This is a genomic window from Salipiger sp. IMCC34102 (genome assembly GCF_004145405.1).
In the GTDB taxonomy this organism is placed as follows: Bacteria; Pseudomonadota; Alphaproteobacteria; order Rhodobacterales; family Rhodobacteraceae; genus Loktanella.
On record NZ_SELQ01000004.1, the window covers coordinates 251,982 to 277,351 of the forward strand.

The following is a 25,370-nucleotide window of genomic DNA, read 5'->3' on the forward strand; positions in this document are numbered from 1 at the left end:
GTCGAGATTTATCCGCTACTTCGCAGTCGCAGAAAAACTTGATGCTGCACCGCAGAAAAACCTTGAAATGCCGCACTGCAGCACGTATCTTTGCGTCAGAACGAGACACGGCGCATTCCCGCGCCCCGCAATCTGAAAGGACGCTATCATGGCTGCCAATACCCAAGACTTCTCGACCGTCTTCAAGGACATGATGAACAGCTTCCCCGTCGACACCAAGGCGATGGAAGATGCCTACAAGACGCAGACCTCGCTGGCCGAAAAGCTGTCGAACGTGTCGCTGAGCGCCGCCCAGGAATCCGCCCAGCTCTCCGCCAAGTGGGCCGACGAGACGCTCAAGAAGATGCAGGACATGACCAAGGCCAAGGACGAACCCGCCGATTACGCCAAGTCGATGTCCGACTTCGCCACGTCCTCGGCTGAATCCGCTGCCGAGCACATGGCCGCCTTCGCCGAGATCGCCAAGAAGGTCCAGACCCAGACGCTGGAACTGATGATGGCCGCCGGCAAGGACATGTCCGAGGACATGACGAAGGTCGCGCAGAAGGCTTCCGAGGACATGACCGCGAACGCCAAGAAGGCGACCGACCAGATGACCGACGCGGCCAAGAAGTCCGCCAACGCGAAGTAAGCGGGTCCTGTCACCCCACGAAAGGCGCGTTCCCGAAAGGGGCGCGCCTTTTGCGTTGCGGCATCGAAACGCTTTCTTTTTGTGCAGATGCGGCATAGCATTCCATGATCAGCCCTTCGAGAGGTTCGCTCATGGCCAGCACAGACAAGCCGCTCCTGATCAAGCGCTACGCCAGCCGCAGGCTCTACAACACCGAAACCAGCGATTACGTGACGCTCGACGATATCGCGGGTTTCATCCGCGACGGGCGTGAAGTGCAGATCGTCGATCTCAAATCGGGCGACGACCTGACGCGGCAATACCTGCTGCAAATCATCTCCGAGCATGAAAGCCGCGGCGAATCCGTGCTGGGCGTGGACCTGCTGACCGATCTCGTGCGTAGCTATACCAGCCAGGCCGCCAGCGTCGTCCCGCAGTTCCTGACCGCCAGCTTCGAGATGCTGCGCGACGGGCAAAGCAAGGCGATGGAGAACATGACCTCGATGAGCCCGATGGGCCGCATGCCGGGGTTCGAAGCGATGCGCGCCCAGCAGGAGGCCTTCTTCAAGGCCATGACCGGCGGCATGATGACGCCCGGCAGCACCGGTCCCCGGACAGAGCAGAAGGCCGACGACCTCGACGAGATGAAGGCCCAGCTCGCCGCCATGCAGGAAAAGCTGTCGAAGATGGATAAGTAGGCCGAAACCGCGGCCCTTGGGCTACTTCAGCTGACTGTCCTTGGAGCCGCGCCGGTTGAAGCCCGCGCTGGTGTAGCGCGTGCGCCCGTCGCGGTCCTGCTGGCATTCGACGCAAAGCGTCACCCCGGGGATCGCCTCTCGCCTGCGCTCGGGGATCGGTTCGTCGCAGTCGACGCAATGGGTCCGGCTTTCGCCGCGCGCTTTCTGCCGCGCCTTCAGGCGCGCCAACTCATCGTTGATCGAGGCTTCGATCTGTTCGTTCACCGCGCCGTCGCGGGTCCATCCACCGGCCATGATATCCTCCGTCTGAAGGCTTTATCTAGGCACGAATCCTCAAAGTCCAAGCCGGTCGCGTAGCCCGTACCAGGTCATCGCCAGCGCCAGCAGCGGTGCCCGGAAGGCCGTCCCGCCGGGGAAGCTGGGCACCGGCAGCGTCTCCATCACGTCGAACCGGTCGGTCTGGCCGATCACGGCCTCCGCCATCACGCGCCCCGCGAAGCCCGACAGCGCCACGCCGTGGCCCGAGTATCCGGCCGCCGAATAGACGTTGTCCGCCACCCGCTGGATCGCGGGCAGGCGGCTCATGGTGATCCCCAGCGTCCCGCCCCAGACGTGGTCCATCTTCACACCCTCGAGCTGCGGGAACAGCGACAGCATCCGCGCCTTCAGCGCCGTCTCGATGTCCTTGGGATAGCCGATGGAATAGCTTTCGCGCCCGCCGAAGAGCAGCCGCCGATCTTCGGACAGACGGAAGTAGTTGACCACGAACTTCTCGTCCGCCACCGCGATGTCGCGCCGCAGCACCTCGTCCGCGCGGTCGCCCAGAGGCTCCGTCGCCCCGATGAAGGAATTGATGGGCATGACCTTGGCCGCGACCTTGGGCTCGATCCCCGGCAGGTAGCCGTTGCCCGCGAGGATCACGTGATCGGCCAGCACATGCCCGTGGCCGGTCTGGACCTTCACGGGCGTGCCATGGGTGATCCTGTGGACCTCCGTGCCTTCGTGGATCACCACGCCCGCCGCTTCCGCCGCTCGCGCAAGGCCCAGCACGTAGCGCAGCGGATGCACGTGACCGGCGCCCATGTCCAGCACGCCGCCGGTGTAGTGCTTGGCGCGCACGATGTCGTAGAAGGCGGGGCGGTCCAGCTTCTCGGTCTCGTAGCCGTAGGTCCGCGCCAGGTAGTCGGCCTCGGCATGGACCTTGTCGCGGGCCTTGTCGGAATAGACCCCGTAGGCCACGCCCGGCGTGTAGCGCGCCTCGGGGGCATGGGCCGCCACGGTATCGCGCAGGTCCTGCTTGGCCTGCTCGGAGGCCTCCCACAACAGGCGCGCGGCATCGAAGCCGAGTTTCGCCGCGAGGTCCTGCTGCTGCCAGTTGTAGCCCGAGGACACCTGTCCCCCGTTGCGCCCGGAGGCGCCGAAGCCCGCGCGGTGCGCCTCCAGGACGATGACCTTCCGGCCCGCCTGCGCCAGCCGCAGCGCCGCGGTCAGCCCGGTGAAGCCTGCCCCCACGATCGCCACGTCCGCACGTTCCTCGCCCCGCAGCTCGGCGCGTTGCGGCGGCAGATCGACGGTCGCGGCGTACCAGCTGTCGGGAAATTCCCCCGGCGCGTCGTTGCGGTAAAGCGGACTCATAGGACCCCCAATGTGGTTGCTACCGCCATGCCGAGGGCAAAGAGGCAGAAGGCAAAACCGAGCAGCATCCAGACCGTCCGTTTCACACGTTCAGCAGCAGGTGCTCCCGCTCCCACGGAGAGATCACCTGCAGGAACTCCGAATACTCGGCGTGTTTCACGATCGAATAGACCCGCGCGAATTCCTCGCCCAGCACGGCCTGCACCTCGGGCGCGTTGTCGAACAGCTCCAGCGCGGCGTAGATCCCCTGCGGGATCTCGTCCTCGGAGGTGTAGGCATCCCCCCGGAACCGCTTGTCGGGCCAGATCTCGTTCTTCAGGCCTAGATAGCCGCAGGCGAGGCTCGCCGCGATGCACAGATAAGGGTTGCAATCCATTCCGGCGAGGCGGTTTTCCACGCGCCGCGCCTCCGGGGGACTGATCGGCACCCGGATTCCCGTGGTGCGGTTGTCGCGTCCCCATTCCAGGTTGATCGGTGCGGCGTGGTCGCGCACGTAGCGCCGGAAACTGTTCACGTAAGGCGCGATCACGGCGATCACGCTGGGCATGTGTTCCTGCAGGCCGCCGATGAAATGGAAGAAATCGTCCGTCTCGCCGCCTTGCGGGCCGGTGAAGATGTTGCGCCCCGCCCGGTCGAGCACCGAGTGGTGGACATGCATCGCAGAGCCCGGCTCGCCCTCGATCGGCTTGGCCATGAAGGTGGCGAAGCAATCGTGTTTCAGCGCCGCCTCGCGCAGCAGGCGCTTGAAGTAGAAGACCTCGTCGGCCAGCTTCACCGGATCGCCGTGGCGCAGGTTGATCTCCAGCTGGCCCGATCCGCCTTCCTGGGTGATGCCGTCGATCTCGATCCCCTGGATCTCGGCGTACTCGTAGATGTCGTCGATCACGGGGCCGTAATCGTCCACGGCCGTCATCGAATAGGCCTGACGCCCCGCCGCGGGCCGCCCCGTGCGGCCCATCATCGGCGCGATGGGCTTGGCCGGATCGACGTTGCGCCCGACGAGGTAGAATTCCATCTCGGGTGCCACGACGGGCGTCCAGCCTTCGGCCTCGTAAAGCGCCACGACCCGCTTGAGCACGTTGCGCGGCGCGCAGGGCACCGGGCGGCCCTTCTGGTCGAAGGCATCGTGGATCACCTGCAGCGTCCCGTCGGCGGCCCAGGGGGCGGCGGTCGCGGTAGAGTAGTCGGGCTTGAGGATCATGTCGGGTTCGAGGAACCCGTCCGGCCCGGCGGCCTCGCCCCATTCACCGGTGATGGTCTGGAAGAAGATGCTGTTGGGCAGGTGGAAATGCACCTGCTTTTCCCATTTTAGCGCCGGCACCGCCTTGCCGCGGGCGATGCCGGGCAAATCGGCGATGACGCATTCGACCTCGTCGAGGCGGTTCGTTTCGAGGTAGAGGCGCGCGGCCTCGGGGATCTGGTCCATCCAGCTCATGTCGCGCGCGCCTTCAGGAAATCGGCCATCTGCACAGCGACGGCGGCATTGTCGATCGGGTAGGCGGAGGCGGTGCGGGCGCCCGCGATCAATTCGTCGGGGACCACGCCCTCGCCGCGCACGTCGGCCAGTTGCAGGGTGAAATCCGTCTCGAACTCGGGGTGCGCCTGAACGGTGAAGATCCGGTCGCCGTAGACCAGTGCCGCGTTGGCGCAGAAATCGTTGCTGGCGATGACGGTCGCCCCTTCGGGCTTTTTGACCACCTGGTCCTGGTGCCAGGCATTCAACGCCACGGTCCGGCCCTGCCAGTCGTAGGTTTGGCGACCCACGGCCCAGCCGCCCGCGTATTTCTCGACCCGGCCGCCCAGGGCCTGGGCGATGATCTGGTGGCCGAAGCAGATCCCCACCATCGGCATCCCCGCGGCATAGACGTCGCGGATGAAGGTCTCCAGCGGGGGGATGAAGGGATGGTCCTCGTAGGCGCCATGCTTCGATCCGGTGACGAGCCAGCCGTCGCAGGCGCGGATGTCTTCGGGAAACTCCATGTCGACGACGTCGAAGGTCTCGAAGGTCAGACCCTGGCCGTCCAGGAGTTGCTTGAACAGGTCGGAGTAGTCGCCGGTCGCGGGCCGCATCGCATCGGGCGCGTGCCCGGTTTGCAGAATGCCGATCTTCATTGTGTGCCTTTCGGAATATGGGCCGACCCTAGCAGCGCTGTCGGCGCCGTCAAACGGTGTCGAGGTAAAGCTCCAATTGCTGCTCGGGCGTCAGCTCCTCGAAGTAGCGCGCCTCCTGCCGCTTGGTCAGCACCAGGTTGTCGACCAGCAGGTCCGGGAAGATCCGGCGCGCCAGCGCGGAGTTGTCGAAACGCTCGATCGCGGCGGCCCAGGTGTCGGGAATCTGCGGCAGGTCCAGGTCGTAGGCATTGCCGCTGATCGGCGGGCCGGGGTCCAGATCGTCCTCGATCCCGATGAGCGCCGATCCCAGCACCGCGGCCAGGAACAGGTAGGGGTTCACGTCGCCGCCCGCCACGCGGTGTTCGACCCGGCGCGCCATGGGCGAGCCCCCCGGCACCCGGATCGAGGCGGTGCGGTTGTCGTAGGCCCAGCATACGCCAGTGGGCGCGTGGCTGTCGGGCACCAGCCGGTCGTAGCTGTTGCCGTGCGGCGCGAAGATCAACGCCAGGTCCGGGATGCCCTTCATGCAGCCCGCGATGGCGCTTTTCAGCAGGGGGGTGCCCTCGAAGCTGCCGTCGGCCATCAGGTTGTTGCCTTGCGCGTCGATCACGCTGAAATGCGTGTGCAGACCAGAGCCTGCGTATTCCTCGTAGGGACGCGCCATGAAACTGGCCGCCATGCCGTGCTTGCGCGCGATCCCGCGCACCAGCATCTTGAAGAACCACGCGTTGTCCGCGGCCTTGAGCGCGTCGGGCACGTGCTCGATGTTGACCTCGAACTGGCCCATCCCGACCTCGGAAATCGCGGCCTCGGCGGGAATGTCCATCGCGTCGCAGGCGTCGTAGAGGTCGTTGAAGAAGTTGTCGAAGGCATCCAGCGCGCGCAAGGACAGGATCTCGGCCCCCGGGCGGCGCTTGCCCGAGCGCGGCGAGCGCGGCTGCCGGATCCCGTCGCCCGAATCGTCGACCAGGTAGAACTCCATCTCGGTGGCGACCACCGGGGTCATGCCGCGCGCGGCGTAGCGGTCCAGAACCGCGCGCAGGGCGTGGCGGGGATCGCCTGGGAAGGGGGTGCCGTCCTCGTAGCTCATCCACAAGGGCAAGAGCGCGCTGGGCGTGTTCAGCCAGGGCATCGGCACGTAGCCCCGTTCGGTCGGCAGAAGCACGCCGTCGGGATCGCCCGTCTCGAACACCAGCGGGCTGTCCTCGACGTCCTCGCCCCAGATGTCGAGATTCAGGACCGACAGCGGAAAGCGGGTGCCCTCGACCTCCAGCTTCTTGGCGAAGCGGATCGGCACCCGCTTGCCGCGGGCCTGTCCGTTCAGGTCGGCGGCACCGCAGCGGACGTTGCGCACTTCGGGGTGGTCGTCGAGCCAGCTCATCGGGGATCTCCAAGGTTTTTTCAGACTTACGCCGCGGCTCCGCCCCCGGCAAGGTTCAACGCAGAAGCTGCGGGCGGTAGCGCAGGCGCGGCCGCGCGCCGGGCGAGAGGTGCCGGTTCAACCGCGCGTTCACGAACCCGAAGACTGCGATGATCGAAAGCGACACGCCGATGAAATAGAGCGCCAGGATCGGGTAGGGCACGAAGGGGTTGAAGGTCTTGTCCGCGAAGTAGCTGGCGTAATAAAGCGCGTCGCCCCGCTGCTGGATCGCCGGAAAGCCCGAGAAGAACACCAGCGTCGTCGCGTGGAACAGGAAGATCGCCTCGTTCGTGTAGGCGGGCCAGGCCAGCCGCAGCATCGTGGGCCAGACGACCCGCCGGAACCGCGCCCAGCCCGTCAGCCCATAGGCGTCGGCGGCTTCCGTGTCGCCCTTGGGGATCGACTGCAGCGCGCCGTAGAAGATCTCTGCCGAATAGGCGGAGGTGTTGAAGAACAGCACCAGAAGCGCCCCGTAGGCCGCCGAGGTCAACGCTCCGAAGGCCGCCGCCTCCGAGGCCAGCGCCTGGAAGGCGAAATAGGCGAAGAAGAACTGGATGAAGAGCGGCGAGCCCCGGAAGACGAAGATGAACCACTCGGCGGGCTTGCGCAGAAGGGCCGCGGGCGACGCCTTGCCCAGCGCCAGCACCGTGGCCAGGCAGAACCCGGCCAGCAGGGCCAGCACGCCGAAATAGACGTTCCAGATCATGCCCGATCCGATCAGCGTCACCTGCTGGCACAGCGTGAAATCCGAACGCGGCAACAGCCGCTCGCCGTAGCCCAGGCTACGGAACGCGTAATCGGCGATGGTCTGCGCGCAACTCACGGGTGTCTCCTCGACGCGCGCCAGTCGCAACCGTCCCGCCCGGCCCCCGGCCGGGCCACGCTCGTCCGGGGCTCCGCCCGCTCCGGCCTGACGCCGTCCACAGGACGCCGTCCGGGACGGTTATCGCCCTGCCCCCCGACAGGCGCTTTTACCCCGTCACACTTATCCCGAAAGTCACGCATATTGCGCTGTCTCGCGCCAAATATCGGTCCCGCTGCGCCCGCCCAGGCAGGCGCTGCCCGACCTGCTGTCTCGTTTGCGAACATCACGCCGCCTTCCTCTGCGCTTCGCCGCCAGAGGTCGCCTGCCCGTAGGTCAGCCGCGCCATCAGCCGCGACAGCACCATCTCCGACACCTTCGTGAAGCACAGGTAGAACACCAGCAGCACCCCGAAGTACCAGACGCGCCAGTCGCCGTGAGGATAGTCGGTGAAGCGCGCGGTCTTGGTGCCGCCCAGCTCGCGCGCCCAGTAGACGATGTCCTCCACCCCCAGCAGGAACAGCAGGGGCGTGGCCTTGATCAGCACCATCCACAGGTTCGACAGGCCCGGCAGCGCATAGACCCACATCTGCGGGATCAGCACGCGGCGGGTCACCTGCGCGCGGGTCATGCCGTAAGCCTCCGCCGTTTCCAGCTGCGCGCGCGGCACCGCGCGCATCGCCCCGTAAAGGACGTTGGCCGCGAAGGCCCCGAAGACGATGGCGAAGGTCAGCACCGCAAGCCCCGCGCCATAGACCTCGTGCAGCCACTGCGGCGCGTTGCCCAGAGGCATCTTGGCGGCCGAGCAGACGACGAAATCGTTGCCCTGACGCACCGGCTGGTCCCAGTCGGGGCACAGCGTGACGTGGCGCAGGTACTCGATCCCCTGGTCGAGCGCGATCACGAAGAACAGGAAGAAGGCGATGTCCGGCACCCCGCGCACGATCGCGATGTAGCCCTTGCCCAGCCAGCGCAGCGGCGCCACCCGGCTGCGCGCCGCCGAGGCGCCCCCGAACCCGAACAACAGTGCCGTGGGGGCCGTGATCGCCAGCAAGAGCAGGACGGTGCCGAAGGACCAGTAGAGGCTCAGATGCTTGCCGGTCGTAAGGTAGCAGGCAAGCCAGGCCAGACCGTCGAGCGTTTCCGGATCGCTGCACATCCCGATCGATCGTCCCCTGTCCGCGTGTCCCTTGTCCGCACTGCCGGGCAGGATTGCAGAAAAAATCCCGCGGCACCAGTGATCTGCCGCACAAGCGCACATCTTTCGTGACGCGGCCCCGGAAAGTCATTAGAAAGGGTCCGCCCGGCGATGCGCCGGGACCGCACCGGAGGGGATCCATGATCGACGACAGGCCTGACATCGACGGCGCGCAGGACGGCGACCAGCAGGACTGGGCGCTCGATCCGCACACCGCCGACGCCGCGGCGAACGTTGCGCCGAGGGATATGGCGCTGGATCTGAGCCAGCTTTTCGAACAGGCGCTCGAACAGACCCGGATGGCGATCACGATCACCGACGTCACGCGCCCCGACAACCCGATCATCTTCGCCAACCAGGCGTTCTCGGTCTTGACGGGCTTCGACACCAAGGAGGCGGTGGGCCGCAACTGCCGGTTCCTGCAGGGCCCCGACACCGACCCCGCCTCGATCCAGGAGATCCGCGACTGCTTGGCATCGCGCGACGTCCGCGTGATCGAGATCCTGAACTACCGCAAGGACGGCACGCCCTTCTGGAACGGGCTGCACATCGGGCCGATCTTCGATGCCGATGGCCGCGTCACGCATTTCTACGGCTCGCAATGGGACATCACCGATACCGTCCAGAAGCGCCGCCGCCTCGAGTTGCAGGCCGACGTCGCCGAGGAACTGCGCCACCGCACCCGCAATCTCTTTTCCGTCATGACGTCGATCCTGCGCCTGTCGGCCCGCGGCGAGACCGACGTGGACACCCTGGTCGAGAAGGTCACCGCGCGGCTGCACGCGCTCGACATCGCGCATGACGCGTCGTTGTCGGATGGCGCGGACGGGCAGGCGGCCGATCTGCATGAAATGGTCACCACCGTGCTCAGACCCTACCAACTGGGCGAGGACCGGCGCATGCGCATCGACGGCGAGTTGACGGCCGTGCCGCGCCACGCCGTGACGCCGCTGGGACTGACCCTTCACGAACTGGCCACGAACGCGCTGAAATACGGCGCCCTCAGCCGCGCCGGCGGGGTCGTCACCGTGTCCTGGACGCGCGAGAAGGGCGTTCTGACGCTTCACTGGGTCGAGACGGGCGGGCCCGCCAGCCGCGCGCCGGATGACACCAACGCAGGCTCCGGCTCGCGCATCGTGCGGGGCGTCCTGCGCTCCATCGGGGCCGAGATCGCCTTCGACTGGCGCGACGCGGGCCTCGCGGTGCACCTGACGGTGCCGCTGGAGCAGGGCTGACCCCCATGCAGCAGGAGCCTCATGCAGAAGGGGCCCCGTTCATCAGGGTCCCCATGCAGAAGGGGCCGCCCTTTCGGACGGCCCCTTGCCGTGATCGCGCAACGCGGGTGCGCGGGATCAGAAGGTCGCCGAACCGGGCAGCCATTCCTCGATCAGCGCGTTGAGCGACCCGTCGTCCTTCATCGACTGGATCGCCGTGTTGAAGGTCTCGCGCAGCTCGCCGTCGCTTTCGCGGATGCCAAGGCCAATGCCGCCGCCGATCAGGACGTCCTCGCCGATGAAGGACAGATCGCCTTCCTCCACGATGGGCTCGAGGTAGGCCTTGTCGGCGATGACCGCGTCGGCCTCGCCGTTGCTGACGGCGGTGACGGCTTCTTCCGGGGTCGCGAACTCAAGAAGCGTCGCGTCGGCCATCTCGGAGGCGACATGCGCCGCCTGGATCGTGCCGGTCTGCGCCGCGATCACGCCGGTGCTCATGTCGACGTCGCTCATCGCCGCGAAGGCTGAGGGGTCGGGCTGCGTGTAGGGATCGGAGAAGTCGATGACCTCGTCGCGCTCGTCGGTGATCGACATGCCCGCGATGATCGCGTCGTAGTTGCCGGACACCAGGTTGGGGATGATGCTGTCCCAGTCGTTCGTGACCCACTCGCAGGTCAGCTCGGCCCGGGCGCAAAGCTCGTCGCCCAGCGCGCGCTCGAAGCCGTCGACCTCGCCCGCGTCGTTGAGGAAGTTGTACGGAGGATAGGCGCCCTCGGTGCCCAAACGGACGGTGCCGTCCTCGGACTGGGCGAATGCCGCGGTGGCGGTCAGCGCCAGGGCGCCTGCGATCAGGGTGGTCTTCATGGGTCGTCTCCCGTTGGTTGGACCGGGTTGATCCCGGTTTGCACTGCGCCGAAAGGTGCGGCGAAACCGGGCCGAACGCAAGCCGGGATGGGCGCGCCGCGCGAAACCCCCGGGCCCGGGGACGCCGCGTCAGCGTCTCACCTGCCCGGCGGCGGCCCCGCCCGAAGTTGCGCGGGTCCCGAAAAAGCGGGGCAGGGCCCTCAGACCATCGCACCGGTCGAGGACAGGAAACCGCGCAGCCGCTCGGTCTTCGGCGCGTTGAAAAGCGCGCCGGGCGGGCCCTGCTCCTCGATCCGGCCCTGGTGCAGGAAGACCACGTGATCGCTCACGTCGTGGGCCATGCGCATGTCGTGGGTCACGATGATCATGGTGCGCCCTTCCTCGGCCAGGGCCTTGATAACGCGCACCACCTCCTGCTCCAGCTCGGGGTCGAGCGCGCTGGTCGGCTCGTCGAAGAGAAGCGCGCGCGGCTCCATGCACAGCGCGCGGGCGATGGCGGCGCGCTGCTGCTGACCGCCCGATAGCTGTGCGGGGTAGGCGTCCGCCTTGTCGCCGATGCCCACCTTGGCGAGGTAGCCGCGGGCCGCGGCCTCGACCTCCGCCCGGTCGCGCTTGAGCACGGTGACGGGGGCTTCCATCACGTTCTGCAGGATCGTCATGTGCGCCCACAGGTTGAAGGATTGGAATACCATCGACAGGTTCGTGCGGATACGGGTGATCTGTTTCGCATCCGCCGGGCGCCGGGCGTGGCCCTCGCCCTTCCAGACCACCGGCTCGCCCGCGAAGAGGATCTCGCCCTGCTGGCTGTCCTCCAGCAGGTTGGCGCAGCGCAGCAGGGTCGACTTGCCCGACCCCGAAGAGCCGATGAGCGATACGACATGCCCCGCGGGGGCGGTGATATCGACACCCTTGAGCACTTCGAGCGTGCCGTAGGCCTTGTGCAGGTCGCGGATTTCCAGAACGGGCGTGGTCATCGGCGCAGAAAAGACCGGATCGCGCATATTTGCAAGCGCGCACCACCGCGCGGCGCTGTTGCCTCTGACGAGGCAAGGCGCCCCGCCCGCCGTCCCGCCGGTCCGCCCGGGCGCTCGAACGGCTCTCGACTCCGGGGCCGCAAGATTCGATATTCGCCCCCATGTCCCTGCCACCCGGTTTCCTTGATGAGCTGCGCACGCGCCTGTCGATCTCCGACGTGGTCGGGCGCAAGGTCATGTGGGACACGCGCAAGTCGAACCCGGGCAAGGGCGACATGTGGGCGCCATGCCCGTTCCACCAGGAAAAGTCCGCCTCCTTCCACGTCGACGACCGCAAGGGGTTCTACTACTGCTTCGGCTGCCACGCGAAGGGCGACGCGATCTCCTTCGTGCGCGAGACCGAGAACGTGGGCTTCATGGAAGCGGTGGAGATCCTCGCCGGCGAAGCGGGCCTGACCATGCCCGCCCGCGATCGGCGCGCGCAGGAAAAGGCCGACGCGCGCACCGAACTGGCCGACGTGATGGAACAGGCCGTCCAGCACCTCAAGCTGAACCTGCGCACCGCCGCCGCGGCGGAGGCCCGCGCCTACCTCGCCCGCCGGGGCCTGGACGAGGCCGCCTGCGCACACTGGGACATCGGCTTTGCCCCCGATCACGGCGGCACGCTGAAGGCGCTCACCGACAAGGGCGTGCCGCAGGCCAAGGTGATCGAGGCGGGGCTCGCCGCGGAATCGGACCGGGGCGGAGCGCCTTACGACCGGTTCCGGGGCCGCATCATCTTTCCGATCCGCAACGCGCGGGGCCGCGCCATCGCGCTGGGCGGGCGGGCGATGGATCCGAATGCCCGGGCGAAATACCTCAACTCGCCCGAAACCCCGCTCTTCGACAAGTCGCGCACGCTCTATAACATCGGGCCCGCGCGCACCGCGGCGGGCAAGGGCCAGACGCTGGTGGTGGCCGAAGGCTACATGGACGTGATCGCCCTGTCGCAGGCGGGGTTCGAGGCGGCGGTCGCCCCCCTGGGCACGGCCGTCACCGAACATCACCTGGCGCTCTTGTGGCGCATCTCGGACGAGCCGGTGATCGCGCTCGACGGCGATACCGCGGGCCTGCGCGCGGCGATGCGCACCATGGACGTGGCCCTTCCGCTGCTGCAATCGGGCAAGTCCCTGCGGTTTGCCCTGATGCCCGCGGGCCAGGACCCCGACGACGTGCTCAAGCAGCAGGGCAAGGAGGCGATGCAGGGGATCCTCGATGCCGCCGTGCCCATGGTCCAGCTGCTCTGGCAGCGCGAGACCGAGGGCAAGACCTTCGATTCGCCCGAACGCCGTGCCGCGCTCGACAAGGCCCTGCGCGACCGGATCGCCCCGATCCAGGACCCCGACCTGCGCGGTCATTACGACCAGGCGCTCAAGGACCTGAAATGGCAGCTCTTTCGCAAGCGCCCCCAGCCCAGGCGCCAGAACCGTCCGTTCCAGAAGGGCCAGCGCGCGCAGGATGCCTGGCACCGGGAGATGGCGCCCTCCGCCTCCAACCGCAGCTCCGCGCTGGCCACGGGGGCCGCGCGCGACGATCACCTGCGCGAGGCGGTGATCCTGGCCACGCTCATCGCCACCCCCGCCGCCATCGACCCCTTCATGCCCCAGATCGAGGCGATGGACTGCGCCGATTCCGACCACGCCGCCTTGCGCGCGGTGCTCTTGCGGATCGAACCGGGCGCCGATCCGAACCCGGCGATCGCCGCGGCGGGCCTGTCGCCCGCGCAGGAGCGTATCGCAGCACAGCCCCTCATCCGCCTGTCCTCGGGCCTGCGCAAACCGGGCGATCTGGACTTCGCCACCGCCTGCCTGTCGGAGGCCTTCGCCAAGCTCACCACCGCCCGCGCCCTGCCCGGAGAGATCGCCGAGGCGGAGGCCGATCTCGACGCGGGCGACGAAAGCCTGACCTGGCGGCTGTCGCAGGCCACCTCGGCCGCGGAACGCGCGCGCATCATCAAGCAGGGCGCCGCGACGGAGATGGTCGTGGCCGACAACGGGGCGGCGCTCGATTCCGACGAGTTGCGGGCCGCGCGGGCGCTTTGGGACAGGCTTGTGATTGCAAAGCCGAAATCAGACCCTAAGTGACTCCCCTGAACCGGCGGGCGATGCGCCCCTGATTTAAGGAAATTCATGCAACAACACCCAGCATTGATCGGGGACGCGGTTGCGAATCGGCAGCGAACCGCGTTGATTCGTTCAAACCGAATCGCCCGAATCACTTGGGTCGCAGGTGCACGCACGAGGGAGACCGCTTGATGGCCGCCAAGGACAACGACGATCGCAAGAACGACGCCGACAACGACCTCTCTCTCGATCTGTCGCAGGCCGCCGTCAAGAAGATGATCCAGGACGCGCGCGAGCGTGGCTACATCACCTACGACCAGCTCAACGCGGTGCTGCCGCCCGACCAGGTCTCCTCCGACCAGATCGAGGACGTGATGTCGATGCTCTCGGAAATGGGCATCCAGGTCACCGAGGAAGAGGAATCCGAGGAGACAGAGGAAACCAAGGCCGGCACCCAGGTGGCCACCGTCGCGGGCAGCCGCGACGTGGCGCTGGGCGGGGCCGAGGCCGAGAAGCTCGACCGCACCGACGATCCCGTGCGCATGTACCTGCGCGAGATGGGCAGCGTGGAGCTGCTCTCTCGCGAGGGCGAGATCGCCATCGCCAAGCGGATCGAGGCCGGTCGCAACACGATGATCCTGGGGCTGTGCGAAAGCCCGCTGACCTTTCAGGCCATCACGATCTGGCGCGACGAACTTCTCAGCGAAGACATCCTGTTGCGCGACGTCATCGACCTGGAGACCACCTTCGGCAACCAGCTCGACGAAGAAGAGGGCGGCACGCCCGTCGTCGGCACCGAAGGCGACACCAGCAGGGAAGAGGACAAGCCCGAACTGGACGCCGACGGCAATCCCATCGCCAAGGACGACGACGAGGACGACGACGACCAGGCCAACATGTCGCTCGCCGCGATGGAGGCCGCGCTGAAGCCGCGCGTGCTGGAAACGCTCGACGTGATCGCGAACGACTTCGCCCGGCTGTCCGACATGCAGGACGCCCGGATGGACGCGACGCTCAACGAGGACAGCAGCTTCTCCGAAAGCCAGGAGACAACCTACCAGGCCCTGCGCGCCGAGATCGTCGAGATGGTGAACTCGCTGCACCTGCACAACAACCGGATCGAGGCGCTGATCGACCAGCTTTACGGCATCAACCGCCGGATCATGCAGATTGATTCAGCGATGGTGAAGCTGGCCGACCAGGCCCGCATCAACCGCCGCGAATTCATCGACGCCTACCGCGGCCGCGAGCTGGACCCCAACTGGCTCGACGACATCGCCCAGAAGCCCGGGCGCGGCTGGTCGATGCTGATCGAACGCTCCACCGACAAGATCGAGGACCTGCGCGGCGACATGGCCCAGGTCGGCCAATACGTCGGCGTCGATATCACCGAATTCCGCCGCATCGTGGCCCAGGTCCAGAAGGGCGAGAAGGAGGCCCGCGCCGCCAAGAAGGAAATGGTCGAGGCCAACCTGCGCCTCGTGATCTCCATCGCCAAGAAATACACCAACCGCGGGTTGCAGTTCCTGGACCTCATCCAGGAAGGCAACATCGGCCTGATGAAGGCCGTCGACAAGTTCGAGTATCGCCGCGGCTACAAGTTCTCGACCTACGCGACCTGGTGGATCCGGCAGGCGATCACCCGTTCCATTGCCGATCAGGCCCGCACGATCCGCATTCCCGTCCACATGATCGAGACGATCAACAAGCTGGTGCGGACCGGCCGCCAGATGCTGCACGAGATCGGCCGCGAGCCGACGCCCGAGGAGCTGGCCGAAAAGCTGCAGATGCCGCTCGAGAAAGTCCGCAAGGTGATGAAGATCGCCAAGGAGCCGATCTCTCTCGAAACCCCCATCGGCGACGAGGAAGACAGCCAGCTCGGCGATTTCATCGAGGACAAGAACGCGATCCTGCCGCTCGATTCCGCCATTCAGGAAAACCTGAAGGAAACCACGACCCGCGTCCTCGCCTCGCTCACCCCGCGCGAAGAGCGCGTGCTGCGCATGCGCTTCGGCATCGGCATGAACACCGACCACACCCTCGAAGAGGTCGGCCAGCAGTTCTCCGTCACCCGCGAACGCATCCGCCAGATCGAGGCGAAGGCCCTGCGCAAGCTCAAGCACCCCTCCCGCTCGCGCAAGCTGCGCAGCTTCCTGGATCAGTAAGCGATGTCCTGGCTTGGCAAATTCTTCGGCGGTGGCAAAAGCGAGCGCGGCGACAGCGCCCCGGCAGAGGCGGCCAGTGTCGAGCACAAGGGTCACCGCATCACGCCCACGCCGCAGGCAGAAGGAAAGACCTACCGTCTGGCGGCCCGGATCGAGCGGGACGGCAAGGTCCATACGCTGATCCGCGCCGACACCTTCACCGATCCGCAAGAGGCGTCACAGGCCGCGATCGCGAAGGCCCGTCAGGTCATCGACGAACAGGGGGCCAGCCTCTACGGCTGACCCCGGCCCTTATCGCTGAAACGCTCGGCCCCGACGGTTCATCGCGGAAACCGCCGGGGCCTTTTCACGTCCGGTCTGCCATGTTCGGATCGTGGATGGTGCCGGGGCCGGTGGGTTCGTCCTCCTTCGGCTCGGGCACGTCCAGGTCCACCTTCGTCTTCGGATCTTCCGGCAGCTTGGCCTTGTCGGCCTGCTCGGGGTCGCGCGTCGTTCCGCGGCGGTCGGTTGGCATGTTGCTCATGGTCTCACCCTCTCGGCATCAGGAATACTTCGCGCACGTCGTTCTGGGGGCCCGCGTTCAGCGCCAGCATCACGGCCTCGGCCACGTCGTCCGGCTGCAGCTTGCCGGGTTTCTCCTCGTCGAAGAAGGCGGTGTTCACCATGCCCGGCGCGATCACCGTGCAGCGCCCGCCCCACTCCTTCATCTCCTCGGCCAGGTTGCCGGCATAGCCGTGCACGAACCACTTCGTCGCCCCGTAGACAGAGCCCGAGATATGGCGCCGTCCCGCGGCGGACCCGGTCATCACCATGTGACCCTTGCGCGGTTTCAGGTGGGGCAGGGCGGCCTTCACCGTCTTGAGCATCCCCATCACGTTGAGGTCCACCATCGCCTGCCAGTCGTCCAGATCGCCGCCTTCCGCGCCGCCCTGGGACGTGCCGCGGCCCGCGTTGGCGAAGGCCGCGTCGACCCCGCCGAAGGCGTCGGCGAGTTTCTTCACCGCGTCTTCCTGGGCCGCGAAATCCGTCGCATCGCCCGGCAACGGCAGCGCCTTGTCGCCCAGATCGCCCGCGATCCGGTCGAGCTCGTCCGCGCTGCGGGCAAACAGGCCCACGTTCCACCCGCTTGCCACCGCAGCACGGGCCGTGGCCTCTCCGATGCCGCTCGATGCGCCGGTGATGAATAGTGTCTTGTCGCTCATCGTCACTCTCCTATGGTCACCCTTCAACGCCCGGACGTCCGCAAAGGTCCCCCATGCAGACACGCTTCACCTTCCAGACCAAAGGCCCAGGCCTGACGGAGATCACCGACACGGTCCGCGACTGGGTGCAGGCCCAGGCCACGACGGGCCTGCTGACGCTGTTCCTGCAGCACACCTCGGCCAGCCTGCTGATCCAGGAAAACGCCGATCCGGAGGTGCAATCGGACCTGCTTGCCTGGCTGCAGCGGCTGGTGCCGCCCACGACCGATCCGTCGATGTCGTATCTGACGCATACCTACGAAGGCCCCGACGACATGCCGGGACATATCAAGGCGGCCCTGTTGCCGACCCACCTGTCGATCCCGGTGACAGAGGGAGCGCTCGGCTTGGGCACCTGGCAGGGGATCTACCTCTTCGAGCATCGCACCGCCCCGCACAGCCGCCGGATCGTCGCCCATCTGGCGTGACGGCCAACGGGTTGCAGCGATGCACCAACATGCAGCGGGTTATCCACAGGGTCTACCCGAGCTCTGGCGGCCTCCCTATAAGGGGTGTGGATAACCGGGGGTCCACCCCAACGGACAGGAAGGACAGGCCCCATGCGTTGCCCCTTTTGCGGAAATGTCGACACGCAGGTCAAGGACAGCCGCCCGGCCGAGGATCACGTCGCCATCCGCCGCCGCCGCTTCTGCCCGGCCTGCGGGGGCCGCTTCACCACCTACGAACGGGTCCAGTTGCGCGATCTCGTCGTCATCAAGTCGAACGGCCGCCGCGAGGATTTCGACCGCCCGAAGCTCGAACGCTCGATCCGCATCGCGCTGCAGAAGCGCCCTGTGGAGCCCGAACGCATGGACCAGATGATCTCGGGCATCGTCCGGCGGCTGGAATCGATGGGAGAGACCGACATCCCCTCCGGCACCATCGGAGAGATCGTGATGGAAAGCCTCGCCCGGATCGACACCGTGGCCTACGTGCGCTTCGCCTCCGTCTACAAGAACTTCCAGGCCGCCGACGATTTCGAGAAATTCATGGAAGACCTGCGCCCGGCCCCGGTGCCCGATACATGACCGACACCCGTTTCATGGCGCTTGCGATCTCGCTCGGGGCGCGCGGGCTTGGCCGGACCTGGCCCAATCCGTCGGTGGGCTGCGTGCTCGTGAAGGACGGGATCATCGTCGGGCGCGGGACCACCGCGCGCGGCGGGCGCCCGCATGCCGAGCGGGTGGCGCTCGACCAGGCGGGGGAGGCGGCGCGTGGGGCCACCGCCTACGTCACCCTGGAGCCTTGCGCCCACACCGGGCAGACCCCGCCCTGCGCGCGGGCGCTGGTCGAGGCGGGCGTGGCCCGCGTCGTCATCGGCACCGGCGATCCCGACCCCCGTGTCGCGGGGGCTGGCATCCAGATCCTGCGCGATGCGGGGATCACCGTCGACACCGGCCCGCTGGAGGCCGAGGCGCGCGCCCTTCACGCGGGCTTTCTCAAGCGGGTCACGACGGGCCGGCCCTGGGTCACGCTGAAACTGGCCAGCACGCTCGACGGGCGCATCGCCACCACCACGGGGGAGTCGCGCTGGATCACCGGGCCGCAGTCCCGCCGCGTCGTGCACGGGCTGCGCGCGCGCCATGACGCGGTGATGATCGGCGGCGGCACGGCGCGCGCCGACGATCCCTCGCTCGACGTCCGCGACCTGGGAGAGATGCGCCAGCCGGTCCGCATCGTCCTGTCGCGCGATCTGAACCTGCCGGTCAACAGCCGCCTGACCAAGACCGCGGCCCAGCAGCCGGTCTGGCTGTTTCACTGCGCGGGCGCGCAGACGCGGCCTTGGTCGGGGACCGAGGTGGACCTGATCGAGGTCGCCCAGAAGGATCACCAGGTCGACCTTCACGCAGCCCTCGCGCAGATGGGCGCCCGCGGGCTGACCCGCGTCCTCTGCGAAGGCGGCGGGCACCTCGCGGCCTCCCTCCTGCATTTCGACCTGGTGGACGAGATCATCCTGATGCAGGCCGGTTGCGCCATCGGCTCGGACGGGCTGCCGTCGCTTGCGGGCATGGGCGTGCGCGACCTGTCGACGGCCCCCCGCTTCGATCTGATCGAAAGCCGCACCCTGGGCCAGGACACCCTGACCCGCTGGCACCCGCGGCGCGCGGTTCCGGCCTGACGCACGGGTCCGCCGGGCGCGGCGAGATCCCCGAGTTTTCTTGAAGCACGGGCCCGCCCGAGCGCGGCGGGCTTACCGGCCCCTCTTTCCCCGCCAAAGCCAGGCGTGGCTCGCAAACCGTCCCTGCAGCTTGGCCAGCGCCCGGTTGCCCCAGCCGGGGCGGGGCAGGGGACCGTCCCGCAGACGCTCGACCACCACCTCGACCGGGCACGCGAGCCCGCTCACGGGATCGAAGTAGCGGGGATAGTCGATCAGCGTCGCATGCACCATCTGCGAAAGCGACGGGCGGGCCGTGCGCCGCACCAGCGGCATGGCACGGTCCTCCGTCAGGCCCCAGCCCGCGTAGAACGGCTGGCCCAGGCAAACGACACGCTTGCCCCGCAAGAGCGCCTCGAACCCGATGCCCGAGGTCATGGTCCAGACCTCGTCCACCGCACCCAGCGCCGCATCCGCCGAGGCCAGCGTCATCGCGTCGGCCCAGTTCTGCCAATCCGCCACCGCCCCGTCCCGCAGCCCCGCCACCACGTCCGGATGCGGCTTCCACAGGATCACCGCCGCCGGGTTCGCCGCGTGCACCGCCTGCAACAGGTCGCGGTTCGTCGCGACCTCCGCCGCGCCCAGCCGGACGGAGGCATCGTCCGCCACCTGGCCGGGCACGAGGATCCGCCGCCCCTCGGGCAGGTCCGGCAGTGCCGCGCCGCCCAGGTTGTATTTCGACAGGCCCGCCGCCGTGAGCGTCTGCACCAATCGCTCCGCCCGGGCCACCGCGAAGCCCGGCAGGTCGGGGGCGCGTTCGATAAGCGCCTCCAGCCCGCTGGGCCGCGCGGGGTCGTAGTAGATCCCCACCTCGTCCAGCACCAGGCTCAGCGGCGGCACCAGTTCCGCGCCCAGCCCGCGCGAACGCAGGAACCCGTCCTCCACCCGCACCATGGCGGTTTCGGCCGGTGCCTTCGACGCCCAGATCATCTCCCGCCGGTCCCCCGCGGGGCCGGAGAAGGTGACGGGCCGCACCGCGCCGAAGACCTTCTGCAGGGGCCTTCGCTTCCACGACGACATGCCGTGCGCGCGCCAGCCCAGGCGGTCCTCGCGCCAGGCCCGCGCCTGGGCGGCCAGCGCATCGACGCTGTCCTCGAACCGGCACAACCGGTCGCGGCAGGGGTCGTACCACAGCGGATAAAGCAGCATGGCCCCCGCGAAGAGCTGCGCGCGGGTCAGCCGCCGCTGCCTCCGGTCGAGCGGCGCGCGGTCCTCCGTCAGGCCCCAGCCGACGTAGAAGGGCTGTCCGAAGACCACCGGACGATGGCCCGCCAGGATCGCCTCGAACCCCATCTGGGAGGAGACGGTATAGACCGCGATGGCCCCCTCCAGCAGCGTATGTGGGCAGACGGGCTGATCGAGGAGCGTGATCCGCGCGGTCGCGTCCCCGGGGCCGTAATACCCCTCCCGGTGGCCCTGTACCGTCTCGGGGTGGGTCTTGACGACGATGCGCGCGCCCGGATGATCGGTCTGCGCATAGGTCAGCATTTCCCGGAACGTGTTGGCATCCGCCCCGCTCGCGCGCACCGCGGCGTCGCCCGCGGTCTGGTCGATCACCAGCACGTAGCCGGGCGGGGGCGGGGGCAGTGCCGGATCGTGCATGTTGTATTTCGACAGGCGGGCCCGTCTGACGCGCGCGATGCCGTCGCGCGCGCGGGACAGCAGCGCGGTGTCGTCCAGCGGGTGATCGCGCAGCAGAACCTCCAGGTCGGAGGGCTGCGCGGGATCGTAGTGCATCCCGCGCCCGTCGACCGTCAGCCCCAGCGGCGCGTCCCCGTCACGCCCGGTCCGCACCGACCGCAGGAAGGCGTCCTCGACCCGCAGCACCGGCGCCGCGCGGCGTCCCGCCACGGCCTCCCCCCGGTGAGCGGTGGGCGATTGCCCCCAGACGCCCACCGTGTCGCCCGGTCCGGGCAGGCCCAGCCGGATGTCCCAGCCGGCCAGCGTCAGGATCCGCCGCACCCGGCTCTGCGTCAGAAACCCGCCGTTGTAGACGAAAAGCCGCCGCGGAGTCCCGTCCGCGGCGGCGTCGTCGGTGCGGTCCAAGGCTTACAGCCCGGTGGCCGAGCCCACCGCCGTCGTCGCCGAGAGCGACCCGGTGATCGCGGCCACGGTCTTGTCGAACTGCACGAAGGGCGCTTCGGTCACGTAGATCGTGTCGCCGTCGCGGACCGCGAAGTCGCGGGCCATGAACAGGCCGTTCGGCTTGGTGAGGTCCAGCACGTAGACGACCCGCTGCGTGCCGATCAGGTCCTGGCCCACCAGTTGCTCGGCGATGGCCTCGGGTTCGTTGCGCAGCACGAAGACGCCCGTGGGATCGGCGGTGAGCGACGACAGCCCGCCTACCGTCGCGATCGCCTCGATCGCCGAGAGGGACTTGGCGTCGAAGGTGACGCGGTCCTGCGATCCGGTCGCCCCCAATGCGGTGAAGGTGCGGCTGTCGGATTCCACGATGATGTTGTCGCCGTCCCGCAGGGCCACGTCGTTGCGCGGATCCTCGTAGAGCTCGTCGTAGAAGACCTCCGCCGTGTGCCCGCCGCGCTGGATCGTCACGCGGGCGATCTCGGGCTCGATCGACACGCCACCGGCCTGCGCCAGCATCGCGATCAGCGTCCGGGTGGGCCGCTCGATGGGATAGACGCCCTGCGCGTTCACGGCCCCCGCCACCGACACCGTCGCCCCGTCGCCCGCCAGGCGGCGTACGGTGACCTGCGGGTCTGGGGTCTGGTCGGACAGGCGCTCTGCGATGATGCGGCGGATCGCCTCGGGCGTGTTGCCGGCGGCGCGGATGCGGCCCGCGTAGGGCACGAAGATGAAGCCCTGTCCGTCGACCTGGATCTCCTCCAACTGGGTGGAATTGCCGCCCGCGGGCACCAGAAGGCCGTCGTCCACGTTCTCGAAGATCGTCAGCCCCAGCGTGTCGCCGGCCCGGATCGTGTCCGACCCCAGCACGCCCGCGTTCACGAATCCCGCCGAGAAGCCCAGCGCGGGCGCGACGGCGGCGATGGCGTTCACGCGGTCGTCGACGACCAGCACGAAGGCATCCCCCTCGCGCAGGACGGAGCCCGCGTAGATCTCGTTCTTGTTGGGGCCCACGCGGGGCAGGGCGCAGGCCGCCATGAGGCCCAGCGTGATGATCAGGGCCACGCCCTTGGACAGGCGTAGGGATAGGGATGTCACAGCTCGGTCTCCTCGACCTGTTATTGTTCTGCCTCGGACTTTTTCCTTTCAGGGTTAGGTCAGAACGCCCCACGGCGAAAGGGCGGAGCCGTGGAACCGGTGATTCGCCCGGGCGGGGTGTTGCGCAATGGCCGCGAGCGCGCGCCCGCACGCCGCCGGACCCCGACCGCGCGATCCGGTTAAGATACTGTTAAAATTGACATAATATGTTTCGCATGCGAAACATCCCGCGCTTCGACCCGCTTCTCGGGCCCGCGCCCGAAGCCGCTCAGGTCCGCAATCGATGCGGCTGTCGCGGCGGGTTCTTGCCCGCGGCCAGGCTGTCGTAGGGATCGGTTTCAGCCAGGATCATGTCCACCACCTGCCGCATCAACTGCCGCCGTCCGCGCGCGGAATAAAAGCCGCCGGGCACCTGGCTCGTCTCCAGCAGGAAGCGGCGGTAGTCCTTGTAGGCCCGGCTGTCGGGCCGGTCGGGGCTGGCGAAGAAGTCCGGCAGCGGCTGGTCCGAGACGAACTCCGGCTTGGCGTAGACGGCCGTGCCGAAGACCTTCAGCGGGATGCTGCGCCACAGCACCTGCTGTCCGGCGGTCGAGTTCACGGTGACGGCGGTGCGGGCGTGATCCAGCAGCCGCGCAAGCTTGCCGCCGCGCACGAAGTGCACCCGCTCGGTGACGCCCAGGTCCCGTGCGAGACGGCGGATGATCCGCTTGGTGGGGCTGCGCTCGTTGTCCAGCGGATGGGCCTTGAAGACCAGGTGATGATGCTTCGGCACCGACCCCGCGAAGCCCTCCATCACGACGGTTAGGAATTCCTCCATCCGTGTGAAGGGCGAATGTTTCTGGAAGCTCGCGTCGTGCTCCAGCTGCAGCAGCACCAGGTGATAGGGGAATCCGCCGTACCGGATCCGCAGCGTGGCGATCCGCCGGTCGAGCGCGATGAACGGCATCAGCAGCAGACGCTTGGTGTAAAGCCGCGCCTCGGTGGTGACGGGCAGTTCGCGATGCCGGGCGAAGTTGCGGTAGTCGCGGTTCCGGAACATGACGAACCAATGGTAGAGCGCACCGTAGAAGACGTGGTGGCTCATCTCGCCCCAATGCGTGGGCGGGGTGCGCACCTCGAGGTCGGAGCGGGCGAGCGCCCGTTGCATCTGGGGCACCTCGAGGCTCATCAGGCGCGAGTTGCCATTGGTGCCGCCGCGCTCGTAGGTGATCCAGTAGGGGCGCATGTAGCCTTCCTCGAAGACGTGGATGCGCAAGCCGATCTCGCGCGCGATCTCGACCGCCTCGGCGTGCACGGGCCGGGTGTCGCCGTAGAGCACGATGTCCGTGATCCCGTGCGCCGCGACCAGCGCGCGAAAGGCCACGCCCCAGTCCCCGGGCGTGCCGCGGTAGGGGATGTAGTTCTCGCCCCGGAACCAGAACGCCCGGTCGCCCGCGTTGAAGCCGACCCGCCAGACCTGCGCCCCCGCATTGCGCAGCATCCGGGCCAGCCGCCACAGGAAGGGGCCGTGTGGTCCTTGCAAAAACAGGAAGCGGCGGGTGGCGGGATCGGTCATCGGGCTGGCGGGCATCCTCTTGATCTAGCGTATCGCCTAGGAACGGCACAGGGCGGAATTGAGGCGGTGACGGTGCGATGCTGCGACCCTTGCGGGGCGGCGCAGGCTCTGGTCTTGTGGCGCCGCAGACACGAGGCGAGAGGCCAGATCATGTTCACCGGTATTGTCACGGACGTCGGAAAAGTCCTGTCGCTCGACCAGCGCGGCGATCTGCGGGCGCGGATCGGCACCGCCTACGATGTGAAGACCATCGACATCGGCGCCTCGATCGCCTGCGAAGGCGTCTGCCTGACGGTGATCGCCACCGGCACCGATCCGGAGCCGTGGTTCGAGGTCGAGATCAGCCGCGAGACGGTGGACGCCACCTCGATCGGCCGCAACGCCTGGGGCGAGGGCAAGCGCCTGAACCTCGAACGCGCGCTGAAGGTCGGTGACGAGCTGGGCGGTCACATCGTCTCCGGCCACGTGGACGGGGTGGCCGAACTTCTGTCTTTGCGTACGGAAGGCGACAGCACCCGCATGACGTTTCGCGCGCCCGACACCCTGGCCCGCTTCATCGCGCCCAAGGGGTCGGTCGCGCTCAACGGCACCTCGCTCACCGTGAACGAGGTCGATGGCGCGACCTTCGGCGTCAACGTGATCCCGCATACTCAGGCGGTCACGACCTGGGGCGAGGTGCGCGAAGGCGATGCCATCAACCTCGAGATCGACACCATGGCCCGCTACGTCGCCCGCCTGCAGGATTACGCGGGCTGAAACGAAAGGGGCCCGAAGGAACCCGGGTCGGGCGGTCGCGGTTGATATCCACACACACCGCAAGGAGTTCCAAGATGACCGACCAGACCGACGCCCTGCAGACCCTCCACACCCGCCTCGTCGATGCCGTCGACGGCTGGACCCAGGCCGCCGAGGCGATGGAGGGCGAACATGCTGCCTTCGTCACCCGCTGCCTGGAGGACCGCAAGGCCTTCCACGCCGAGATCCACGCCAAGCTCGCCGCGACCGGCGCCGAGGTGGATCCCGAAGGCTCCACCGCCGCCGCCCTGCACCGCGAGGGTCTGAAGATCCGCGATGCGATCTCCTCGGGCGACAGCGGCATTCTGGCCGAATGCGCCCGCGGCGACGGCGTCCTCGAATCCGCCTACGACAAGGCGATCGAGGCGACGAAGGGCCAGCCCGACTGGGCCTTCCTCGAAACCCAGCGCGCCAAGGTCGCCGCCGCGCGCGAGGAAGCGAAGGCGCTGTCCTGAGGGTCGCCTTCCGCATCTGAAATACGCGGGGCCGGTGTCAACACACCGGCCCTTTTCGCGGAGCCGGGACCTCCGATGCGTTGAAACGGGGCCTCCACCCCAAGCGCCCACCCCTCCGCGCAGCGGTCCCCTGCTTCTTCTGGCGAAAAATATCCGCCCCGCCGGCGAGGCGTCCCGCAGGCTCCACCCCGCGCG

General features: G+C 67.8%; 25 protein-coding genes. 11 read left to right on the forward strand and 14 right to left on the reverse strand.

What is annotated here, in order from left to right; all coding sequences use genetic code 11:
• Positions 1-148: 148 nt before the first annotated feature.
• On the forward strand, positions 149-631 hold the full coding sequence (locus tag EU805_RS10795; protein WP_129763985.1) for a phasin family protein: 483 nt from the start codon (positions 149-151) through the stop codon (positions 629-631).
• 131 nt (positions 632-762) lie between these two features.
• Positions 763-1,308 (forward strand): polyhydroxyalkanoate synthesis repressor PhaR, encoded by a 546-nt coding sequence (gene phaR / locus EU805_RS10800; protein ID WP_129763986.1) that lies wholly within the window; start codon positions 763-765, stop codon positions 1,306-1,308.
• 21 nt (positions 1,309-1,329) lie between these two features.
• Here the strand turns inward: phaR and EU805_RS10805 are convergent, their stop codons facing one another.
• From EU805_RS10805 to EU805_RS10835, 7 genes are all read right to left on the reverse strand, one after another.
• Positions 1,330-1,602 (reverse strand): DksA/TraR family C4-type zinc finger protein, encoded by a 273-nt coding sequence (locus EU805_RS10805; RefSeq protein ID WP_129763987.1) that lies wholly within the window; start codon positions 1,600-1,602, stop codon positions 1,330-1,332.
• 39 nt (positions 1,603-1,641) lie between these two features.
• A complete protein-coding gene (locus EU805_RS10810; protein WP_129763988.1) occupies positions 1,642-2,943 on the reverse strand; it encodes an FAD-binding oxidoreductase in 1,302 nt (433 codons plus the stop codon).
• Between the two features lie 82 nt (positions 2,944-3,025).
• Positions 3,026-4,378: a glutamine synthetase family protein gene (locus tag EU805_RS10815; protein ID WP_129763989.1), complete on the reverse strand. Its 1,353-nt coding sequence runs from the start codon at positions 4,376-4,378 to the stop codon at positions 3,026-3,028.
• Complete coding sequence (locus EU805_RS10820) at positions 4,375-5,055, reverse strand: type 1 glutamine amidotransferase (RefSeq protein ID WP_129763990.1); 681 nt, start codon at positions 5,053-5,055, stop codon at positions 4,375-4,377. Before EU805_RS10820 ends, EU805_RS10815 begins: the two co-directional genes overlap by 4 nt.
• A 49-nt stretch (positions 5,056-5,104) precedes the next feature.
• Positions 5,105-6,436, reverse strand: a complete 1,332-nt coding sequence (locus tag EU805_RS10825) for a glutamine synthetase family protein (protein WP_129763991.1) — start codon at positions 6,434-6,436, stop codon at positions 5,105-5,107.
• A 55-nt stretch (positions 6,437-6,491) separates the two neighbouring features.
• Positions 6,492-7,298, reverse strand: a complete 807-nt coding sequence (locus EU805_RS10830; protein WP_129763992.1) for an ABC transporter permease subunit — start codon at positions 7,296-7,298, stop codon at positions 6,492-6,494.
• Positions 7,299-7,563: 265 nt separating this feature from the next.
• Positions 7,564-8,436 carry an ABC transporter permease gene (locus tag EU805_RS10835; protein WP_129763993.1) on the reverse strand — a complete coding sequence of 291 codons (873 nt, stop codon included), beginning with the start codon at positions 8,434-8,436 and terminating at the stop codon, positions 7,564-7,566.
• A gap of 179 nt (positions 8,437-8,615) precedes the next feature.
• Between EU805_RS10835 and EU805_RS10840 the strand changes: the two genes are divergently transcribed.
• Positions 8,616-9,710, forward strand: coding sequence for a PAS domain-containing protein (locus EU805_RS10840; RefSeq protein WP_129763994.1), 1,095 nt, complete (start codon positions 8,616-8,618; stop codon positions 9,708-9,710).
• 117 nt (positions 9,711-9,827) lie between these two features.
• Here EU805_RS10840 and EU805_RS10845 read toward each other — a convergent pair whose 3' ends face one another.
• Positions 9,828-10,553, reverse strand: coding sequence for a transporter substrate-binding domain-containing protein (locus EU805_RS10845; protein WP_129763995.1), 726 nt, complete (start codon positions 10,551-10,553; stop codon positions 9,828-9,830).
• A gap of 200 nt (positions 10,554-10,753) precedes the next feature.
• Positions 10,754-11,527, reverse strand: coding sequence for an ABC transporter ATP-binding protein (locus EU805_RS10850; protein WP_165351929.1), 774 nt, complete (start codon positions 11,525-11,527; stop codon positions 10,754-10,756).
• Between the two features lie 161 nt (positions 11,528-11,688).
• Between EU805_RS10850 and dnaG the strand changes: the two genes are divergently transcribed.
• The 3 genes from dnaG to EU805_RS10865 all read left to right on the forward strand — a co-directional run bounded on the left by dnaG (position 11,689) and on the right by EU805_RS10865 (position 16,076).
• On the forward strand, positions 11,689-13,650 hold the full coding sequence (gene dnaG, locus EU805_RS10855) for a DNA primase (RefSeq protein WP_129763997.1): 1,962 nt from the start codon (positions 11,689-11,691) through the stop codon (positions 13,648-13,650).
• Between the two features lie 170 nt (positions 13,651-13,820).
• Positions 13,821-15,794 carry an RNA polymerase sigma factor RpoD gene (gene rpoD, locus EU805_RS10860; protein WP_129763998.1) on the forward strand — a complete coding sequence of 658 codons (1,974 nt, stop codon included), beginning with the start codon at positions 13,821-13,823 and terminating at the stop codon, positions 15,792-15,794.
• Between the two features lie 3 nt (positions 15,795-15,797).
• Positions 15,798-16,076 (forward strand): HlyU family transcriptional regulator, encoded by a 279-nt coding sequence (locus EU805_RS10865; RefSeq protein WP_129763999.1) that lies wholly within the window; start codon positions 15,798-15,800, stop codon positions 16,074-16,076.
• Between the two features lie 64 nt (positions 16,077-16,140).
• On the opposite strand, the gene EU805_RS17445 is transcribed toward EU805_RS10865, so the two are convergent.
• Together EU805_RS17445 and EU805_RS10870 are read right to left on the reverse strand one after the other, a co-directional pair.
• Complete coding sequence (locus EU805_RS17445) at positions 16,141-16,317, reverse strand: hypothetical protein (RefSeq protein WP_165351930.1); 177 nt, start codon at positions 16,315-16,317, stop codon at positions 16,141-16,143.
• Positions 16,318-16,321: 4 nt separating this feature from the next.
• Complete coding sequence (locus tag EU805_RS10870) at positions 16,322-16,996, reverse strand: SDR family oxidoreductase (protein ID WP_129764000.1); 675 nt, start codon at positions 16,994-16,996, stop codon at positions 16,322-16,324.
• A gap of 53 nt (positions 16,997-17,049) precedes the next feature.
• On the opposite strand from EU805_RS10870, the gene EU805_RS10875 reads away from it, so the two are divergent.
• The 3 genes from EU805_RS10875 (at position 17,050) to ribD (ending at position 19,154) form a co-directional block, all read left to right on the forward strand.
• Positions 17,050-17,463, forward strand: coding sequence for a secondary thiamine-phosphate synthase enzyme YjbQ (locus tag EU805_RS10875; protein WP_129764001.1), 414 nt, complete (start codon positions 17,050-17,052; stop codon positions 17,461-17,463).
• A gap of 132 nt (positions 17,464-17,595) precedes the next feature.
• The gene (gene nrdR, locus EU805_RS10880; protein ID WP_129764002.1) at positions 17,596-18,063 is read left to right on the forward strand and encodes a transcriptional regulator NrdR; all 468 of its coding nucleotides are present in this window, start codon (positions 17,596-17,598) and stop codon (positions 18,061-18,063) included.
• The gene (gene ribD / locus EU805_RS10885; protein WP_129764003.1) at positions 18,060-19,154 is read left to right on the forward strand and encodes a bifunctional diaminohydroxyphosphoribosylaminopyrimidine deaminase/5-amino-6-(5-phosphoribosylamino)uracil reductase RibD; all 1,095 of its coding nucleotides are present in this window, start codon (positions 18,060-18,062) and stop codon (positions 19,152-19,154) included. Before nrdR ends, ribD begins: the two co-directional genes overlap by 4 nt.
• Before the next feature lie 72 nt (positions 19,155-19,226).
• Here the strand turns inward: ribD and EU805_RS10890 are convergent, their stop codons facing one another.
• The 3 genes from EU805_RS10890 to EU805_RS10900 all read right to left on the reverse strand — a co-directional run bounded on the left by EU805_RS10890 (position 19,227) and on the right by EU805_RS10900 (position 23,925).
• Complete coding sequence (locus EU805_RS10890) at positions 19,227-21,236, reverse strand: capsular polysaccharide biosynthesis protein (RefSeq protein ID WP_129764004.1); 2,010 nt, start codon at positions 21,234-21,236, stop codon at positions 19,227-19,229.
• Between the two features lie 3 nt (positions 21,237-21,239).
• Positions 21,240-22,370, reverse strand: coding sequence for a polysaccharide biosynthesis/export family protein (locus tag EU805_RS10895; RefSeq protein ID WP_242494125.1), 1,131 nt, complete (start codon positions 22,368-22,370; stop codon positions 21,240-21,242).
• A gap of 268 nt (positions 22,371-22,638) precedes the next feature.
• Positions 22,639-23,925 (reverse strand): capsule biosynthesis protein, encoded by a 1,287-nt coding sequence (locus tag EU805_RS10900; RefSeq protein ID WP_129764005.1) that lies wholly within the window; start codon positions 23,923-23,925, stop codon positions 22,639-22,641.
• Positions 23,926-24,075: 150 nt separating this feature from the next.
• On the opposite strand from EU805_RS10900, the gene EU805_RS10905 reads away from it, so the two are divergent.
• Positions 24,076-24,681: a riboflavin synthase gene (locus tag EU805_RS10905; RefSeq protein WP_129764006.1), complete on the forward strand. Its 606-nt coding sequence runs from the start codon at positions 24,076-24,078 to the stop codon at positions 24,679-24,681.
• A 74-nt stretch (positions 24,682-24,755) separates the two neighbouring features.
• Complete coding sequence (locus EU805_RS10910) at positions 24,756-25,175, forward strand: PA2169 family four-helix-bundle protein (protein ID WP_129764007.1); 420 nt, start codon at positions 24,756-24,758, stop codon at positions 25,173-25,175.
• Positions 25,176-25,370: the final 195 nt, after the last annotated feature.

Bases quoted from the DNA above. Each gene is read 5' to 3' on its own strand.
- EU805_RS10795 (WP_129763985.1), top strand. From the start codon at position 149: ATGGCTGCCAATACCCAAGACTTCTCGACCGTCTTCAAGGACATGATG.
- phaR (WP_129763986.1), top strand. From the start codon at position 763: ATGGCCAGCACAGACAAGCCGCTCCTGATCAAGCGCTACGCCAGCCGC.
- EU805_RS10805 (WP_129763987.1), bottom strand. From the start codon at position 1,602: ATGGCCGGTGGATGGACCCGCGACGGCGCGGTGAACGAACAGATCGAA.
- EU805_RS10810 (WP_129763988.1), bottom strand. From the start codon at position 2,943: ATGAGTCCGCTTTACCGCAACGACGCGCCGGGGGAATTTCCCGACAGC.
- EU805_RS10815 (WP_129763989.1), bottom strand. From the start codon at position 4,378: ATGAGCTGGATGGACCAGATCCCCGAGGCCGCGCGCCTCTACCTCGAA.
- EU805_RS10820 (WP_129763990.1), bottom strand. From the start codon at position 5,055: ATGAAGATCGGCATTCTGCAAACCGGGCACGCGCCCGATGCGATGCGG.
- EU805_RS10825 (WP_129763991.1), bottom strand. From the start codon at position 6,436: ATGAGCTGGCTCGACGACCACCCCGAAGTGCGCAACGTCCGCTGCGGT.
- EU805_RS10835 (WP_129763993.1), bottom strand. From the start codon at position 8,436: ATGTGCAGCGATCCGGAAACGCTCGACGGTCTGGCCTGGCTTGCCTGC.
- EU805_RS10840 (WP_129763994.1), top strand. From the start codon at position 8,616: ATGATCGACGACAGGCCTGACATCGACGGCGCGCAGGACGGCGACCAG.
- EU805_RS10845 (WP_129763995.1), bottom strand. From the start codon at position 10,553: ATGAAGACCACCCTGATCGCAGGCGCCCTGGCGCTGACCGCCACCGCG.
- EU805_RS10850 (WP_165351929.1), bottom strand. From the start codon at position 11,527: ATGACCACGCCCGTTCTGGAAATCCGCGACCTGCACAAGGCCTACGGC.
- dnaG (WP_129763997.1), top strand. From the start codon at position 11,689: ATGTCCCTGCCACCCGGTTTCCTTGATGAGCTGCGCACGCGCCTGTCG.
- rpoD (WP_129763998.1), top strand. From the start codon at position 13,821: ATGGCCGCCAAGGACAACGACGATCGCAAGAACGACGCCGACAACGAC.
- EU805_RS10865 (WP_129763999.1), top strand. From the start codon at position 15,798: ATGTCCTGGCTTGGCAAATTCTTCGGCGGTGGCAAAAGCGAGCGCGGC.
- EU805_RS17445 (WP_165351930.1), bottom strand. From the start codon at position 16,317: ATGAGCAACATGCCAACCGACCGCCGCGGAACGACGCGCGACCCCGAG.
- EU805_RS10870 (WP_129764000.1), bottom strand. From the start codon at position 16,996: ATGAGCGACAAGACACTATTCATCACCGGCGCATCGAGCGGCATCGGA.
- EU805_RS10875 (WP_129764001.1), top strand. From the start codon at position 17,050: ATGCAGACACGCTTCACCTTCCAGACCAAAGGCCCAGGCCTGACGGAG.
- nrdR (WP_129764002.1), top strand. From the start codon at position 17,596: ATGCGTTGCCCCTTTTGCGGAAATGTCGACACGCAGGTCAAGGACAGC.
- ribD (WP_129764003.1), top strand. From the start codon at position 18,060: ATGACCGACACCCGTTTCATGGCGCTTGCGATCTCGCTCGGGGCGCGC.
- EU805_RS10900 (WP_129764005.1), bottom strand. From the start codon at position 23,925: ATGACCGATCCCGCCACCCGCCGCTTCCTGTTTTTGCAAGGACCACAC.
- EU805_RS10905 (WP_129764006.1), top strand. From the start codon at position 24,076: ATGTTCACCGGTATTGTCACGGACGTCGGAAAAGTCCTGTCGCTCGAC.
- EU805_RS10910 (WP_129764007.1), top strand. From the start codon at position 24,756: ATGACCGACCAGACCGACGCCCTGCAGACCCTCCACACCCGCCTCGTC.